17 protein-coding genes are annotated in these 16,791 nt (G+C 42.1%); 3 read left to right on the forward strand and 14 right to left on the reverse strand.

Features of this window, described 5'->3' with window-relative positions; all coding sequences use genetic code 11:
* Positions 1-67: 67 nt before the first annotated feature.
* The 7 genes from OIT90_RS12170 to OIT90_RS12200 all read right to left on the reverse strand — a co-directional run bounded on the left by OIT90_RS12170 (position 68) and on the right by OIT90_RS12200 (position 8,802).
* On the reverse strand, positions 68-1,987 hold the full coding sequence (locus tag OIT90_RS12170; RefSeq protein WP_039178327.1) for a stage V sporulation protein D: 1,920 nt from the start codon (positions 1,985-1,987) through the stop codon (positions 68-70).
* A 128-nt stretch (positions 1,988-2,115) separates the two neighbouring features.
* Positions 2,116-4,266 carry a penicillin-binding protein gene (locus OIT90_RS12175; protein WP_474892620.1) on the reverse strand — a complete coding sequence of 717 codons (2,151 nt, stop codon included), beginning with the start codon at positions 4,264-4,266 and terminating at the stop codon, positions 2,116-2,118.
* 7 nt (positions 4,267-4,273) lie between these two features.
* Positions 4,274-4,621 carry a cell division protein FtsL gene (gene ftsL, locus OIT90_RS12180; protein WP_151284264.1) on the reverse strand — a complete coding sequence of 116 codons (348 nt, stop codon included), beginning with the start codon at positions 4,619-4,621 and terminating at the stop codon, positions 4,274-4,276.
* A 37-nt stretch (positions 4,622-4,658) separates the two neighbouring features.
* Positions 4,659-5,591, reverse strand: a complete 933-nt coding sequence (gene rsmH, locus OIT90_RS12185; RefSeq protein ID WP_024426925.1) for a 16S rRNA (cytosine(1402)-N(4))-methyltransferase RsmH — start codon at positions 5,589-5,591, stop codon at positions 4,659-4,661.
* Between the two features lie 66 nt (positions 5,592-5,657).
* Positions 5,658-6,089 (reverse strand): division/cell wall cluster transcriptional repressor MraZ, encoded by a 432-nt coding sequence (gene mraZ, locus OIT90_RS12190; protein ID WP_003211163.1) that lies wholly within the window; start codon positions 6,087-6,089, stop codon positions 5,658-5,660.
* 128 nt (positions 6,090-6,217) lie between these two features.
* Positions 6,218-7,837 carry a bacillithiol biosynthesis cysteine-adding enzyme BshC gene (bshC, locus tag OIT90_RS12195; protein ID WP_327841975.1) on the reverse strand — a complete coding sequence of 540 codons (1,620 nt, stop codon included), beginning with the start codon at positions 7,835-7,837 and terminating at the stop codon, positions 6,218-6,220.
* A 65-nt stretch (positions 7,838-7,902) separates the two neighbouring features.
* Entirely contained in the window at positions 7,903-8,802 is a 900-nt protein-coding gene (locus tag OIT90_RS12200; protein WP_474892593.1) for a 2-dehydropantoate 2-reductase, read from the reverse strand.
* Positions 8,803-9,012: 210 nt separating this feature from the next.
* Here OIT90_RS12200 and OIT90_RS12205 point away from each other — a divergent pair, with 210 nt between their 5' ends.
* The gene (locus OIT90_RS12205; protein ID WP_007499784.1) at positions 9,013-9,492 is read left to right on the forward strand and encodes an N-acetyltransferase; all 480 of its coding nucleotides are present in this window, start codon (positions 9,013-9,015) and stop codon (positions 9,490-9,492) included.
* A 45-nt stretch (positions 9,493-9,537) separates the two neighbouring features.
* Here the strand turns inward: OIT90_RS12205 and gerR are convergent, their stop codons facing one another.
* The 3 genes from gerR to OIT90_RS12220 all read right to left on the reverse strand — a co-directional run bounded on the left by gerR (position 9,538) and on the right by OIT90_RS12220 (position 10,929).
* Positions 9,538-10,077: a sporulation-specific transcriptional regulator GerR gene (gene gerR / locus OIT90_RS12210; protein WP_039178316.1), complete on the reverse strand. Its 540-nt coding sequence runs from the start codon at positions 10,075-10,077 to the stop codon at positions 9,538-9,540.
* A 138-nt stretch (positions 10,078-10,215) separates the two neighbouring features.
* A complete protein-coding gene (rpmF, locus tag OIT90_RS12215) occupies positions 10,216-10,389 on the reverse strand; it encodes a 50S ribosomal protein L32 (protein ID WP_008354700.1) in 174 nt (57 codons plus the stop codon).
* Positions 10,390-10,410: 21 nt separating this feature from the next.
* Entirely contained in the window at positions 10,411-10,929 is a 519-nt protein-coding gene (locus tag OIT90_RS12220; RefSeq protein ID WP_019743276.1) for a YceD family protein, read from the reverse strand.
* A 206-nt stretch (positions 10,930-11,135) separates the two neighbouring features.
* Here OIT90_RS12220 and OIT90_RS12225 point away from each other — a divergent pair, with 206 nt between their 5' ends.
* Positions 11,136-12,380: a nucleotidyltransferase gene (locus OIT90_RS12225; protein ID WP_474892594.1), complete on the forward strand. Its 1,245-nt coding sequence runs from the start codon at positions 11,136-11,138 to the stop codon at positions 12,378-12,380.
* A 40-nt stretch (positions 12,381-12,420) separates the two neighbouring features.
* On the opposite strand, the gene OIT90_RS12230 is transcribed toward OIT90_RS12225, so the two are convergent.
* Both OIT90_RS12230 and OIT90_RS12235 read right to left on the reverse strand, forming a co-directional pair.
* A complete protein-coding gene (locus OIT90_RS12230; RefSeq protein WP_039178313.1) occupies positions 12,421-13,449 on the reverse strand; it encodes a SepM family pheromone-processing serine protease in 1,029 nt (342 codons plus the stop codon).
* Positions 13,450-13,453: 4 nt separating this feature from the next.
* A complete protein-coding gene (locus OIT90_RS12235) occupies positions 13,454-14,233 on the reverse strand; it encodes a patatin-like phospholipase family protein (protein ID WP_041084940.1) in 780 nt (259 codons plus the stop codon).
* A gap of 148 nt (positions 14,234-14,381) precedes the next feature.
* Here OIT90_RS12235 and ylbJ point away from each other — a divergent pair, with 148 nt between their 5' ends.
* Entirely contained in the window at positions 14,382-15,590 is a 1,209-nt protein-coding gene (gene ylbJ, locus OIT90_RS12240) for a sporulation integral membrane protein YlbJ (protein WP_106025212.1), read from the forward strand.
* Between the two features lie 13 nt (positions 15,591-15,603).
* On the opposite strand, the gene coaD is transcribed toward ylbJ, so the two are convergent.
* The gene (gene coaD, locus OIT90_RS12245; protein ID WP_024426917.1) at positions 15,604-16,086 is read right to left on the reverse strand and encodes a pantetheine-phosphate adenylyltransferase; all 483 of its coding nucleotides are present in this window, start codon (positions 16,084-16,086) and stop codon (positions 15,604-15,606) included.
* A 1-nt stretch (position 16,087) separates the two neighbouring features.
* Positions 16,088-16,645 carry a 16S rRNA (guanine(966)-N(2))-methyltransferase RsmD gene (rsmD, locus tag OIT90_RS12250; protein ID WP_039178303.1) on the reverse strand — a complete coding sequence of 186 codons (558 nt, stop codon included), beginning with the start codon at positions 16,643-16,645 and terminating at the stop codon, positions 16,088-16,090.
* Between the last annotated feature and the right edge of the window lie 146 nt (positions 16,646-16,791).

Raw genomic sequence — 16,791 nt, forward strand, 5'->3', positions numbered from 1 at the left:
AACAGACCTTCTCTTTCAACAAAAAGAGGCAGCCGAATGAGTGCGGCTACCCTCTGTTCATTCTTTATTATTCATCGTTTAAGTATAATCTGATGGTGGAGCCTTCTTTGACCTTCGTCCCAGCAGCAGGTGATTGCTTCACCACTTTACTGCCAGTTCCAGAAGCATCGATCTTAAGATTAATCAGGAGGGATTCAAGGTCTGAAACAGATCCCCCTACAAGATTCGGTACTTCAATCGTTTTTGTGTCCAGCCACTGATACTTCTTTTCAATTTGTCCTTTTCTTTTTTTCACACCCATCTCAGGCAGGCTGTCCCGCATAATATGACCCACAATTGGTGCAGCAACTGTCCCGCCAAATTGAATGGTGCCTTTCGGGTTATCTACAGCGACATATACAACGATACTTGGATCATCAGCAGGCGCAAACCCGATAAACGACACAATGTGGTTATTTTCCATGTACTTGCCGTCTTTTACCTTCTGTGCTGTCCCTGTTTTTCCGCCAACTCGATATCCTTCAACAAATGCATTTCGGCCAGTCCCTTGAGCGACTACACTTTCAAGCGCATATCTGATTTCTTTTGATGTTTCTGCTGAAATCACTTTCTTTTTGGCAATCGGCGATTGCTTTTTCACAACCTCTTTTGTAATTGGATCTATCCATTCTTTTGCAATGTACGGCGTGTAAAGTGTTCCGCCATTTACCGCTGCGGCTACGGCAGCTACTTGCTGTATCGGCGTAACAGATACACCTTGACCAAAGGCAGTTGTCGCCTGCTCTACAGGGCCAACCCGGTCCAGCGGGAACAAAATGCCTCGCCCTTCCCCTTGAAGATCAATTCCTGTTTTTTGGCCAAACCCGAAATTTTTAATATAGGAAAATAATTTATCCTTTCCTAGACGGTCGCCTAGTTCAACAAAGCCGGGGTTACAGGAGTTTTGCACCACTTCTAAAAATGACTGTGATCCGTGCCCGCCTTTTTTCCAGCACCTAAGCCTTGCACCATCTACTGTTACAGATCCGCTGTCAAAAAAATGATCGCGTTTTAAATTGACTTTTTTCTCTTCTAGTGCTGCTGCAAGTGTAATTATTTTAAACGTCGAACCTGGCTCATATGTGCTCCACACCGGTAGATTTCGGTTAAACACTTTCGAGTCAACTGATTGATAATCCGCTGGATCAAAATCCGGTCTGCTCGACATTCCAAGCACTTCACCGTTCTTCGGATTCATCGCAATTGCAATCATGCCGTCTGGGTTATATTTTGCCTGCGCGTTGTCTAATTCCCGCTCTATGATGGTTTGTACTTTCGCATCGACAGTTAACTTCATATCAAGCCCATCTTTAGGCGGTGTATAATCATCTGCTTCATCTGGCATTTTCTGCCCTTTTGCATCGGAATAGAACTTTACAGAGCCTTTTTCACCTTTCAGGTCATCATCATAATAGGCTTCAAGTCCAAGTAACCCTTGATTATCAATTCCAGCGAAGCCAAGCACATGAGAAAGAAAACTGCCGAAGGGATAGTGTCTGATGCTGTCTTCCGCGACATAAACGCCATCTAAATCAAGCTCTCTGACTTCTTTTGCTTTTTCATGAGATACTTTTCTTCCCTCTGGAGAAATTCGTTCGATCGATGTTTTCTTTGTGACGTGCTTGTACGCTTTTTCCTCTGACATATTCAGTACTGCCGCCAGTTTCTTGCTTGTTTCTGCGGGATCTTTAATTTGACGCGGAACGACCAATATAGATGGGGCACTTTTGTTCGTCGCAAGCTCTACCCCATTTCGGTCCAAAATATCTCCCCTTTCTGGTTCGAACGGGAGGTTCCGGCTCCATGAATCTTTTGCTAAGCTTGTGAGCTTCTCACCCATAATAAACTGTACATATCCTAATCTAGTATCTATGATGAAAAAAATGATCACCCCAATCAGCAGCACGAAAAGCAATCGTTTTCTCACTGTTACACTTGATACTCGCACGCCCGGTTCACTCCTTACATACATATGGCTTGTTTCCATCATATGCAGGCCCGTCCTTATATAGAACGTCTCGTCTATCCCGCTCGGCAAAAGAAAAAACCTAGCAAGTCGTTTGCTAGGTTTTGCAATTAATTCGGGCTTCTAAATGTCACAGTGACAACTTTATCTGAAATCTCCGCTCCACTTTTCACACTTTGTTTGACAGCATATCCTTGTCCCTTTGTTTCGATATGCACACCAGAAATGGATGCATATTGAAGGACTTCTCTTCTCGACCAGCCTGTCATATCAGGCATTTTGATGGTTTTTCCTGCTGTTTTCAAGAAAACTTTCTGGCTTTCAGAGAATTCAGAGCCTGCACTTGGCCACTGTCGTTTAATGGAGAGGCCGTCGCCGATGACAACAGGCGTTAAGTTTTTGTTTTTAGCTTCTGTTTCCGCCTGTTTCACTTCTAAATCTAAGAATGAAGGCATTGTTTCTTGCTTCACTTTTTGTTCGCCTGATTTTTTATCGTCTGTTTTTGTTGGTGCAATATTTAAATATAGCAGACTATTTTTCATCACTGGGTTAAAGATTTGTGCAACTGGGGCAGAGCCAGTTTCTGTGTCAGACAGCTGCGGCTGCTGTACAGCTACATAAACAAGCAGCTTTGGATCATCTTTTGGCGCCATTCCCATAAATGAAAAGACGTAATCGTTTCTTCCTTGGAGATAACCGCCGGCACCGCCGATTTGTCCTGTTCCTGTTTTTCCAGCAACGTCAAAGCCTTTGATTTGGTAAGGCTGACCTGTTCCAATCTTCGAGGAAACAACCTCACCTAAAATGTCACGTACTTGCTTTGCTGTATCTGAGGAAATTGGCTTTCCAGCTACTGTTGGTTCGTGCTGTAAAATCGTTTTGTTTGTGTTCGGGTCTGTAATATGATCAATGACATATGGCTTCATCATCGTTCCACCGTTTGCTATCGCTGTCGCTGCTTCAATTTGTTGAATCGGTGTAATGGCAGACGCTTGACCGTAAGCTGTCGATGCTTTGTCATATTCGTATCTGTAATTGATTTTACTAGACGCTTCGTTCGGCAAGTCAATACCTGTTTTGTCGTAGAAATGGAACTTCTGCAAATATTGTTCGTAGCGCGTGAAGCCTAACTTTTCTTTTGCCAGCTTTGCAAAGGCTACGTTTGACGAACGGAGAACACCTTCATGAAAGTCAATTTTCCCCCAGCCATTTCCGTTGTTATGGTCTCTTACAAGGCCGCCGCCTACTTTATAAGTACCAGATTGATATTTATCATTGCCTTGGTAGACCCCTTCTTGGATTGCCGCAGCAAGTGTAAAGATTTTCATCGTTGAACCTGGTTCAAACGCATATGAAATGACATCATTGTTATAATTCGTAATGTCTAATTCATTTAAATTAAAGCTTGGCCGCTGTCCCATCGCGAGCACCTTTCCCGTTTTTGGGTCAACGACTGTAGCAATGATTTTCTTCGGTTTATATTTTTTAGCAACCTGCGTCATACTTTCTTCAAGGAACGCTTGGATTTTTTGATCAATGGTCAGCGTGACGTTTTTCCCATCCTTCGGAGCGACAATGTCTTCTTTACTATTTGGAAGAGCCCATCCACTTCTGTCACTGTTATATGTCACATAGCCGTCTTTTTCTTTTAAAAATTTGTTCAGCGCCTTCTCAAGTCCCATCGCGCCTGACATGTCCTTTGTCGCCTCATCTAATCTTGCATAACCGATCAGATTTGAAGCAAACATGCCGTTTGGATAATATCGCTTCGTGTCTTTTTCAAATGCGATCCCTGGAAGCTTCAGCTTTTCAATTTTTTCCTTTGTTGAAAAACTGATGTCTTTCCCAGCTTTACCAAACTCAACTTGGAACGCATCTTTTGTATTCAGACGCTTTAAAATTTCGCTTTCGCTCATATCAATTACTTTTGACAGCTCTTTTGCTGTCTTTTCTTTGTCAACGACATGCATTGGGTGCTTTGGATCGACCGTCATTTTCTTGCTCATGATCGCAATGAGCTTATAGACAGATGTATCCTCGGCAATCACATTCCCATTTCTGTCTAAAATAGACCCTCTTTTGGCTTCAAGTGTTTTCTTCGATTGATATTGTTCATTTGCCTTTGCGGCTAACACTTGACCATCGACCGTTCCTGTAATCTGAATATAAATAAAACGTGCAAGGATGATAAAGAAAAACAGGGCGAAGCAAATACTCGCAATTGCCGCGCCTCTGTTCATCATTTTATTCTTTTTAGGCATCGCCATCTTAATCAACCTTCTTAACATCTTTCGAAATGCTTAAGCCTGCTTTTTTCGCAGCTTCAATGATTCTTTCTGGTTCACTCAGCAAGTCTTTTTCCTTTTGAAGCTCAGTAATCTTCTTCGATTCTAAAGATACTTGCTGCTCTAATTTCTGCACCTCGATATTGGCGTGATAGACAGCAAAGGCTTTAGAAATGATGAGAATAGAGCTGCACATAAGAGCCATGACAAACATGACAAGTAAGATTTTTTCACCAAGTGTGATAGAACCTCTTCTTTTAATAACAACCGATTGGCCTTGCTGCTGTGTTTGATATTGTTTTACTTCTCTTTGGTAAGCCAAATTACTCATAAGAAACCTCCTTTTTATCATCATCTATGGTGTCGTTTTACTTTTTTTCTGCAATTCGGAGCTTCGCTGAACGGGCACGGTTGTTATGTTCCAGCTCTTGTTCTGATGCAACGATTGGTTTTCTCGTGATCAGCTTCAGCTTTGGTTCAAGTCCTTCTGGAATCACTGGTAGTCCGTGCGGAAGTTCTGGAAGAGAAGACATTTCTTTAAATGTACTTTTACAAATCCGGTCTTCAAGTGAATGGAATGTAATGACAGAAATTCTCCCCTTCGGATTGAGTAACTCTATTGCTTGTTCTAGTGCTTCTTCAAAAACTTTCAATTCATCATTTACGGCAATTCGGATCGCTTGAAACACTCTTTTTGCTGGATGTCCGCCAGTTCGTCTTGCAGGTGCGGGAATTCCTTCTTTGATAATGTCGACAAGCTCACCTGTTGTTTCAATTGGCGCTTTTTTTCTAGCTTCTTCAATTTTGCGTGCGATTTGCTTGCTGAATTTTTCTTCCCCATATTTGTAGAAAATCCGAACTAGATCTTCAAATGGCCATTCATTCACCACTTGTTTTGCCGACAATGCGGCTGTTTGATCCATTCGCATGTCAAGAGGTGCATCATGGTGATAACTAAAGCCTCTCTCTGGTGTGTCGAGCTGAGGAGATGAAACCCCAAGATCAAAAATCACACCGTCTACGCTTGTAATGCCTTGTTCATTCAGACGTTCTTTTAAATATCGGAAGTTGCTTTTTATGAAAAGAATGTTCGCTTTAGAATCCGCGAGCTTCTCTCGTGCATGATCCAGTGCAGCATCGTCTTGGTCAAATCCAATCAATGTACCTTTTTCTGATAGTTGAGATAGTAAATATGAGCTATGACCTGCTCCGCCCAGCGTGCAGTCTACATATGTACCGTCTTCTTTGACGTTTAAACCGTCAACTGTTTCTTTTAATAATACTGTCTCATGTTGAAACATGATGTTATGGTCCCACCTTTTTCAAATAGAAATGAATGTGTAGAAAGCTTGCTGCACAAGGGATTATTATATATCAAACCCAATCATGTTTTCAGCAATTTCAGCAAAAGAATCTTCTTGCTCTTCTGTATATTGTTCCCAGATCGACTTACTCCACAACTCAATTCGATTTGAAACGCCGATGACCACACATTCTTTTTCGAGTTTTGCATATTGGAGTAGGTTTGATGCGATGTTAATGCGCCCCTGCTTGTCCAGATCGCATTCAACTGCGCCGGAGAAGAAGAACCGGGTAAACGCACGTGCATCTTTTTTCGTTAGCGGCAGTGCTTTGAGTTTCTCTTCAATTAGTTTCCACTCACTCATAGGGTAGCCAAATAAACATTGATCAAGCCCTCTCGTCAGCACAAACTGTTCTCCGAGACCGTCTCTAAATTTAGCAGGGATGATCATGCGCCCTTTTGTATCAATCGTATGTTGGTATTCACCCATGAACATGATAATCAGAGCCCCACTTTCTCACCCTTACTCTCCACTATCCACCACTTCTCTCCACAAAACTTATTTTACACTGTTTCTACATAAAAAAAAACCCTGAACTAGTCAGGGTTCATTAAAACTTTATTTCAAAGTTTGACAATTTGCTGCTTGTTTTGAAATGAAAATGGCAGATTTTTGAACGTTTTGAAGAATTCTGGACCATATTTGTTTAAAAAGTACATGATATTCCAAATTCTTTCTTGCGGGGCATCTAGTGGTTTTAAGCTGTTTTCAATCCGTTCAAAATCCCGAAGGATATATCCTTCCTTCTCTTCCACACGCTGCGCCACCTTTTGATAAACAAATTGAAGCTGGTCTTCGATAAATTTGGCATTTTTATCTAGCAGCTGCTCGAAGTTTGGTTCAACCTCCAGTGCTTCTTGCCTCAATACACCGTGAACTTTCGCTAATTCACGTTTCGCATGATCAACGGCTTGAACAAAGCTGTCTGGAAGGCTTTGCTCAAAGTGAGCCTCTTTCTTTTCTTTTACTCCGATTGTGAGCACTTCTTCTACAGAAAGTTCTCTAGCCGGCAGCTTCTTATCGATGTGCCTTTCAAGAATGGTCACGTGCAGTCTTGGAAGAACAGGTGCCATCTTCAATTTAAAATGCTCAAAGATTCCTTTCAGCTCCCCCCAATAGTTGACTTCACCGTGTCCTGCCATAAAAGCAAGTGTCGGAAGAAGGGTTTCCTGCATTAAGGGGCGCGTCACCACATTGTTGCTGAACCGTTCTGGGTGCTCCTCAATTTCCTGCAAAATCTCTTCTTTCGTCCATGTAAGCCCCACTTCTGATATAGAAAACTGGCCGTTTTCTTTTTCAATAAGGAAACGCTCCTCATCATATTCGTAAAACAGGTTCGCCTGATTGTCACCAGCTTCAATGATCGGCTGATATCCCGCTCGTTTCATGGCAGCCTGCGTTTCATTCAAACGAGCTGTGACCGCATCATTTGTCTCGACAATGTGCTTGAACAACGTACGCTCAAGTGGTTTAACGCCTAAGTCTCCTGAATTAAATAGAAGAAGTCCATCTTCTTCAAAAAGGTCGCATACAATCCATTCAAAGAAATCAGTAAACGTTTGTGATTTGCGTAAACATCGAAGAAGCTGATCAAGCAAGTCATTTGTATATGCAGATTCCTCATACGTTGAAAACACGTCACGTAGCCATTTCTCTGTTTTTTCTTGATGTAGCGGTGTTCTTTTTGCAGCAGTTTTTTTAACGTTATGTAATGGCAGCTTTTGCTTGACTGGACCTTTGTCGCCAGATGTGTAGACAAAATTAATTTCATCTACGTCATGATCCTCACCTGCTACCCAAAAGACTGGAATCACAGGAACGCCAAGCGCTGATTCTTTTTCTTTTGCGAACTGAATAATGGATATGATTTTATGTATGGTATAAAGCGGTCCTGAAAGTAGGCCTGCCTGCTGCCCTCCAACCACCATGACACTCCGCTTGTCACGGATCTTTTCAATGTTCTGACGCATCGCTGCCGATTCAAACTTTGCATGGTATGCGCTCATATAATCTGCTAAAGCCTCGCGCGGGAAGCTCATTTCCATGAGATCGTCGTATCTCTTTTTCCATGTGTGCTCAGAATGTATATCATAATCAAAAAAAGCAGTCATCTCTTTTTTTTCTTCTATATAATCACGTATGAATAAATTCTGACTTCGGATGGAAAGTTCAGTCAATTGCATGTTTAGAACTTCCTTTCTTCAATAAATAGTTAGTTTCCCGAAAAAAGTATAGCATGTAAATGAGCTCACTCAAAAGATTTTGTTTGCTTTTTTTCCAATACTTCCAAGCTTCGATTGAAGAAAGTAAGATGTGGCGCCAGAATCTCTTGAGCTTGAGCCTTTTTTAAAAGATAGCCAACGATGGCTTTTCTTTCGGTTTCACGGCCTTTGACGATATCTTGAAGCATCGACGATTGATTGGCGGCCGTTTTCTTACAAATTGAAACGACGTGTGACCAGAGCTGCTCTTTTTCATCCAGACCTAAAATGGACAATGCTTCTTCAAATGCACATTTCATCATGTATTCATATGAAGGATTTGCGATCAATTCCCCATTTTTCACATGCAATAAAGCCGTGAGCGGGTTAATGCATACATTGACTAGCAGTTTTTCCTCCAGCACTTTTTTCCATTCATCCGTATAAATCATTTGAAAATGAGCCGGCGTTTCATTAAAAGCATTTCTCACATCAGCTGCATCCTCAGGATGAAAAGCCCCCCACTTGATGACACCAATCCCTGTATGGTTTACCGCATGATCTGATACCTTCATCGCCCCGTGCTCTACGACACCTATATATATTGTATGCGCCGTTTTCCAGTTTTCTAAATCTAATAAGTGGGCCATGCCATTTTGTAAAAATAAGATTCGCTGACGAGGTAATGTCGATAGGTCATCAAGCACCTCTTGCAAATGATGATATTTCACCGTCACAATCAGCAGATCAAATCCTCCTGTAATCCCTGCCCGTGCCTCAGCAGACGACCAGAATGTCTCTCCTTTTACCGTTCGCTTAATTCCTGATGTTCGAATCTCCTCTGCCTGTTCTTTTCTTCTTGTCAAAACAGTGATGTCATGATGCTGTGATAAATAACTAGCACAAAGCAGACCAATCGCACCGCCGCCAATGATTCCAATGTTCAACTGCCGCACTTCCCTTTTTCTGTTTACTTCATCATATCAACCATTTTAACAGTTTCATGCCGCGATGCAAAAAGCAGATGGCGCGCCGCGATTGAATTTTTTTAATTTAAAAACTATAATAATAAGTGTAAAAACTTTTTGAGGCGGATGGGATGAAAACGCCTTCAACGACATCACTGTCAACATTATGTGTGTAAGGGGGAAGATCATATGACACAAGTAAAGCGACTTCTAATCAATTACAAAACTTTAGAGGAATTTAAACAATTTAAGGAATATGGCATACAAGAACTATCCATGCTTGAAGACCTTGAAAGTAATATGATAGAAAATGACAGCAACTCTCCATTTTACGGGATTTATTTTGGAGATAAGCTGGTTGCACGTATGAGCCTTTATCAAGTGGACGGCTCGACGACAACGTATTTTGACCACAATCATGATTATTTAGAGCTATGGAAGCTGGAAGTGCTTCCTGGGTATCAGCGTAAAGGGTACGGCGAGGCACTTGTTGATTTCGCCAAATCTTTCGGGTTGCCTATCCGAACCAATCCACGCGTCAAATCTGCCGGTTTTTGGGATAAAATGGGCTTTGAAGCGGTGAAATATGATATGGAACGCGACAAAGGTGAAAATCCACTCATCTGGGAGCCCGCCCATATTCAAAAGAATACAGGTGAATCCGCTTAATACTGATGGCAAAACGCCCCTCCTTTCTCTGTGAGGGGCGTTTTCTTATTTAGCATATTCTTTTAAGTTGATATTCTGTTTGACTCTTTCAACAATCCCAATGAGTGCCCGGTAATCTTCTTCTGTCATTTTTAATTGCCGCTTCAAATGTTCATTTTCTTCCGTGAGCGACTTCAGTTGATGCTGTGCATCCGCTAGTTCTTCGCGTAAATAAGCAGAGCCAGCAGGTTCTTTTTCAAGCTGCTCTAAAAACTGAATCACTTCTCGCAAGGTTAATTCAGTCTGATCTGAAGATGTCTTCTCTTCTATCGTTAACGTATTTTGCGGTAAACCTGAGGAATGGATCCCAATCTTTTTACGCAGTTCTTTTCGTTGTTTTTTCGCCAGCTCAATGCCTGCCTGATATTGTTTTCTGACGTATGAGTTCCATCTGAATCCACATGCTGCAGCTGTTCTTGACAATGCTTTCCCGACTTCCTCAAATGCGGAAAGCTGCGTTCCTCCATCTCGAATGTGCCTTAAGACGACTTCTGCTAAAAGTAAATCTTCATCTTGTGTCCATGCATCCTGCCTTGTAATCGTCAATTGATCATCCCCCCTGAATCTGAATACCACATCATATGCGCTTACTAGAGTAGATAGACTATTTGCAGGAGAGAAACCTAAAAAATAGACAAATAAAAAAACGCAAGGGAAGATTCCCTTACGCTTTTTTATCAAGCATTAGTTGCTTTTTACGTCTTTGCCTTTGTATGTTCCGCAAGATTTGCAGACACGATGAGAAATTTTCATTTCACCGCATTCTGGGCAAGCTACCATACCAGGTACTTGTAGTTTGAAATGCGTACGACGCAATCTTTTTTTCATTTTAGAAGTTCTTCTAAAAGGTACAGCCATTATTCCCACCTCCTTAAAGAGTTAAGATTCATTATTTTCTTCTAAGAGCTTCTTCAAGCCTTCCAGACGCGGATCAATTCGGTTTTGATGTGCATCTTCCGAAATGACCGCCCAGTCATTCCCTTCCTGTGGTGCAGCACCTTTTACGTCTGTTTGGTCGCAAAAGATTTGCATCGGCACTTCAAGAAGAATTTCTTCCTTGACTATAGGCGTTAAGTCGATGATATCGTCTTCTACAACAGATACGTCTTCATCTTCTATATCGTCTGTCTTATGAAGTACAAATAGTTCTTTCGTTGAAATCGCAAATGGATAATTTACATCAACAAGCGTTCTTGAACAAGGCAATGTCATTTCACCTGTGATGGTTAAATCAAATGCGACTTGCTTTGATTCGATCACTCCAGTCCCTTTCACCTCTACTGGTGAAATGCGACGTATATCTGAATGAAGGCTAGTAAGTTCATTTAAGTCAACCGTCTCATGAAAATCGAAGCTGTTTTTAGCTTTTTGATGTAACTGATAAACTGTCCATTTCAATTGTATCACCTCTAAGAGCAACAAACATGATTATAGCTTTCATCATGCTATTTGTCAATATTTTTTCTTTACAGTCCTTTGTGATGTCAGAGCGTTGTTTGACATCAGTTCACCGAATGCCTACACTGAAAAAAATGGGTTTCATTTTTCCCTTATGCTACTGTAGCATAGACCATTTAACCATAGCAAGAAAGGCGGAACATCTATTGAAAGCAACAGGAGTTGTTGTCGAGTACAATCCATTTCATTATGGACATGCCTATCATGTTCATCAGGCGAAAACACATACCTCCTCAGATGTAGCCATTGCCGTCATGAGCGGTTCCTTCCTCCAGCGCGGGGAGCCTGCCATCGTCTCCAAATGGGCACGTACTAAAATGGCATTACAAAACGGTGTAGACATCGTATGTGAGCTTCCATACATATATGCAGTGCAAAAGGCAGAAACCTTTGCAAACGGCGCTGTGTCCATTTTAGACGCTTTAAAATGCCGCTCCCTTTTTTTCGGAAGCGAGGACGGAGATATCAAAGCATTTGAGCGAACAGCTCACGCTTGGCATGAGAAAAAAGAAGAAATTGATCTTTTCACAAAAGCAAAGGTCAAAGAAGGGCTTAGTTATCCAGCTGCCTCTGCCGCTGCGTTTCAAGAGATCATTGATCCTAAACACTTACTGGATCTGTCTAAGCCCAATAACATTTTAGGCTTCCATTATGTCAAAGCGATCTTAGAGAGATCTCCTCACATAGAGCCCTTTACCTCTCAAAGAATTGCATCAGGTTATCATGATCAAGAGCTTCCTAAACATCAGAAAATCGCAAGCGCAACAAGCATCCGAAAAGCGTTAAAAGAGAATGGGTCATTTGAAACTGTCGCCTCTTATCTTCCGGAAGCTTCGCTTAAGCAATTACATGACTATTATTCTTCTTATGATCTTTTACATACACAAGAAGACTATTTCAGCTTCTTAAAACATGTGTTTCACACAATGGATACAGCAGAATTAGAAGGCATCTATGAAATTGAAGAAGGCATCGAACACCGCATGCAAAAGGCGATCACGCATGCGTCCTCCTACGAGGAATATCTATCACTTTTGAAAACAAAACGATATACGTGGACAAGGCTGCAGCGGATGAATACGCACCTTTTAATGAGGGTAAAGAAAACTGTGATGCATGAGCTGCTAAACGAGAAACACACGCCATACATTCGTTTACTTGGTATGTCAAAGAAAGGACAGCAATACTTATCACTTGTCAAAAAAGAATTGGACGTACCGCTCATCAGCAAGCTGTCTTCCTTTTCACACCCTGCCCTTGATCTTGACATTCGTGCTTCCCGCGTCTTCAGCCTTCCCATCAGCGAACCAATGCAAACAAAGTTAACAGAAGCAGAATTTAAAACCTCACCGATCCGCTATGATGAAGAGACTGGTCTCTTCCAATCTTGATAAAAAGAGCAGCCTTTGATGAAGGCTGCTCTTTTTTTAGTTAAGATGCTTTCTCTTTTAACTTGTTTAAATAGTTCAGTGCGTCCTGCATTGTGTCCACAGGAACGATTTTCATATCACTTTTAATATCTTTCGCTGTTTTCACTGCATTTTTGTAGTCTGAGTTTGGATCACCTTTATCGTTTGGTGCAAAGAAGATATCTTTTCCTGCTTTATCTGCTGCAACGACCTTTTGATCAATGCCGCCAATTGGCCCGACCGTGCCATCTGCGTCAATCGTTCCGGTCCCTGCAATCGCATAGCCATGAGTTTCGTCTTCCTTTGTTAGCTGGTTATAAATTTCAAGTGACATCATTAAACCTGCCGACGGGCCGCCGATATTTTCAATATCGACCTTAATGGAAGGCGAGACTTTCACATTTCGATCTGTAAATAATGATACGCCAATCCCGACTCGATTCGGCTCTTCTTTAAAAGGTTTTAACTTCACTTGCTGCGTGATATCCTTGCCGTTTCGTTCAAGGACAAAACGGACAGATGTACCTGCTTTTTGACGACTGATATACGACACCATTTTATCAGCTGAGTCATACGTCTTGCCATCAACGCTTTTAATCCGGTCACCCACTTCAATTTTGCCGTAAGCAGGCATGCCTTTCATGACGTAGCTCGCATATACCCCATTAAACGTATAATCTACTTTTTTACCTGCTTTTGTATACGCTGCAATCATGGCATTTTCTTGAGAGCTTTTCATTAGCTGAAGCTGTCTTTTCATATAATCTTCATCCGACTCTCCGTCCGCTTTAATATTTTCTTCTGGGACGATTTCGTCATATTTATTCATTTTCGCAAGCAAATACGTATACGGATTGGCTGGACCTACTTTAATTGTCATAAGAGAGAAGCTGCCCTTCTCACCGTATCCACCGTCCACTTGAATGTGAGGGGCAATCTCTGTTGCATCACCCGGCTTTGTCACGTAATACGGCAGTTTGACAAAAGTTAAGCCAAATAAGACAAGAACAACGACAAAAAAGCTGAGCCAGCGAATATTCAATTTTTTCATTCGATTAACACTCCCATTTATCAATGACATCTTTCAGTTTACCTGTTAATTGGTCTGCGGCGAGCTCCCCAGCTTCAATCATCTCCTGAACCTGTGTGAACGAACTAGAGCTAAATGTTTCAAGCCTCGGCCGAATCATGAGATCTGCATGAATGGTTTGATGACGGACCAATTCATTTTGAAGGATGTCCAAACTTTGCATAATCACATCCGATAATCTCGTCGCCTTTTCTGTTTTTTTCACCCTTGATACATCAGAGGCGATGATAAGGTCTGCGCCCATTTCTTTTAACACAGACACAGGAATGCGATCAACAACCGCTCCATCCACTAGCTGTCTGCCGCCCATTTCGTGAGGAACAAACACGCCTGGAATGCTGATGCTTGCTCTAACTGCTTGTGAGACAGATCCTTCTTTAAACACAACCTTTTCCCCTGTTTCGAGGTCACAGGCGACCACCGCAAGGGGCATTCTTAATTCTTCGAATGTTTTCCCATATGTAAACGTGTGAATCAGCTGCAAAATTCGATTTCCTTTTAAAAGACCGATTTTTGGCAGTGTATAGTCAGCATAATACTTTCTTCTGAAGACAAGTGCAAGTTTTTTCATTTTTTCTACGTCTTGTCCTGCCGCATAAAAGCTCCCAACAAGTGCGCCAATACTGCTTCCTGCGATCATATCTACCTGTATCCCTTGCTTCTCAAGACTAGACAAAACCCCGATATGCGCCATTCCCCTCGCACCCCCGGAGCCTAGTGCAAGCCCGATGATCGGTCGCTTCATGAAAATCCACCCTCCTCTTTCTATGCATATATACGAATCTATAGGTCTAAACATGCCCCTACTGCTCGTATAGTAATAGAAGACAGGCTCGGCAAATTTCTTATCACGAGCTCGCCAATAGATCATAACGGCAAGGGGCGAAATCTCCATGAAAAAATGGAACACTCTGTTCATCGCTGCTTTTTTTATTTTTTTAACAGCCACTGTGATTACACACCCACAAGCCTCTTTGCAAGCGTCGAAAAATGGACTTGCAATGTGGTGGGAGGTTGTGTTTCCATCATTGCTTCCTTTTTTTATTTTGTCCGAGCTATTAATTAGTTTTGGGATTGTCAGATTTGTCGGAGTATTATTAGAGCCATTTATGCGCCCCATCTTCCGGGTGCCAGGTGTAGGCGGATTTGTCCTAGCAATGGGAATGGCTTCAGGGTTTCCTTCCGGTGCGAAATTAACGACAAGATTGAGGCAGGAAAGGCAGCTGACGCGGATCGAAGCAGAGCGTCTCGTTTCCTTTACAAATTCATCGAATCCATTGTTTATTTTCGGTGCGGTGGCTGTTGGTTTTTTTCATCACCCTGCTCTAGGCATTGTATTGGCAAGCGCACATTATTTAGGGAACCTTGCTGTTGGTGTGACGATGCGGGGATATAAAGCGAGGCATGATGCGCATCTAAGAAGCCGTAAGAAATTTTTATTCCCGCCGTTTAAAGAGGCATTCAATGCTCTTCATACAGCAAGACTCGCAGAGAAAAGACCGCTCGGCCAAATTTTAAGTGATGCAGTCATGTCATCAGTCCAAACACTCTTTATGATTGGCGGCTTTATTATCTTATTTTCTGTGTTTAGCAAAATGCTGTCAGTTGTCCATGTGACAGACCTTTTATCCATAGGGCTCGGATATATGCTGCAAACGATGCATCTTCCGCCAGAATTAGACCTTGCCATGATTGCCGGTTTATTTGAAATCACATTAGGAAGCCAGATGACGGGGGCACAGGAAGTCACCCTTCTCGCTAAAACCATTGTGGTCAGCTTTATTTTAGGATTCAGCGGGTTTTCTGTTCAAGCCCAAGTCGCGGGCATTCTAGCGGCAACCGATATCCGCTTTAAACCATTTTTCTTCGCCCGTTTGCTTCACGGGATTTATGCAGCTGTTTTTGCCTTTTTATTATTCAAGCCTCTTTATGTCTCTCGATCAGACATCGCTCTCCCGGCGGGTGCCTTTGATGCAGGCCAGCAGGTCGTCATGTTCAGCAGCGTGCTTTGGAATCAGCTTGTGACAGCTGGTCCTTTGATCACACTTTGCAGCTTGATTGTGTATATCGCGCTCTACTATCGGAAATTAAAAAATGGATGAGTGCTGGGTGCACTCATCCATTAAATTTTTCCTTCAGCGCTGCCTCTACCTCTTTTGGTACAAGATCTTTGACTGCCCCATGATATTTCGCTACTTCTTTGACAATGCTGGAGCTTAAGAAGGAATATTGATTGTTGGTCATCATAAAAAACGTTTCAATTTCATCGTCTAACACTTTGTTCATTGAGGTGCCTTGCATCTCATACTCAAAGTCCGTCACAGCCCTTAGTCCGCGTAAAATGACTTTGGCTTCTTTTTGCTTCGCATAATCAACGAGAAGGCCGTGAAAGGATTCAACTTTGATATTTGGCAGCTCCTTCGTCGCTTGGCGAATAAGCTCACACCGTTCTTCAACAGTAAATAACGGTTTTTTAGATGAATTATTTAATACACATACATACACTTCATCAAAAATCTTTGCACCTCTTTTGATGATATCCAAATGCCCCAATGTGACTGGATCGAAGCTGCCCGGACAAACGGCTATGTTCCCCATATTAATTTCCCCGCTTTCTATAGATCGTAATACCAGTCAATCCGTACAGTTCCTGTCTTGTGATGTGAAGTTGTCCTGCTTCTTCTGGCAGCTTCACATCTTTATCGTGCTCACACACGATCACGCCGTCATCTGTTAACAAGGCGTGCTCGTCAATCATTTCAAGAAGTGCTTTTAGCTGTTGATCTTTATAGGGCGGATCAAGGAAGATGGCTTGAAAGGATTCCTCTCGTTTCACAACAGCTGCGAGTGCACGCTTTGCTTCATTTCGAAACACTTCACTTTGATCCATTAGCGACAATTGATTCAGGTTGCCTTTAATCGTCTGAATCGCCTTCATATCTCGATCAACAAATATGCAATGATCGAATCCTCTAGAAAGCGCTTCAATTCCTAAACCACCGCTTCCTGCAAATAAATCAAGAGCCCATCCACCATCGAAATACGGGCCGATCATATTAAATATCGATTCTTTTACTTTATCTGTCGTCGGTCTTGTTGATTGACCTGGTACCGCTTTAAGTGTGCGGCCTTTTCTCGTTCCAGAGATGACTCTCATTTTTCCACCACTTTTTCTGCTTGCTTCTATTGGTCATTGTTGATGACAAAAAATTCAACATTATCTTACCACATCACTCCTCAAGGAACAATGCGCGGATTTTCATTCATTTTCTATGTATAGATCAAGAAATCCGGGGTCATACT

It is taken from the genome of Bacillus sp. ABR (assembly GCF_056172715.1).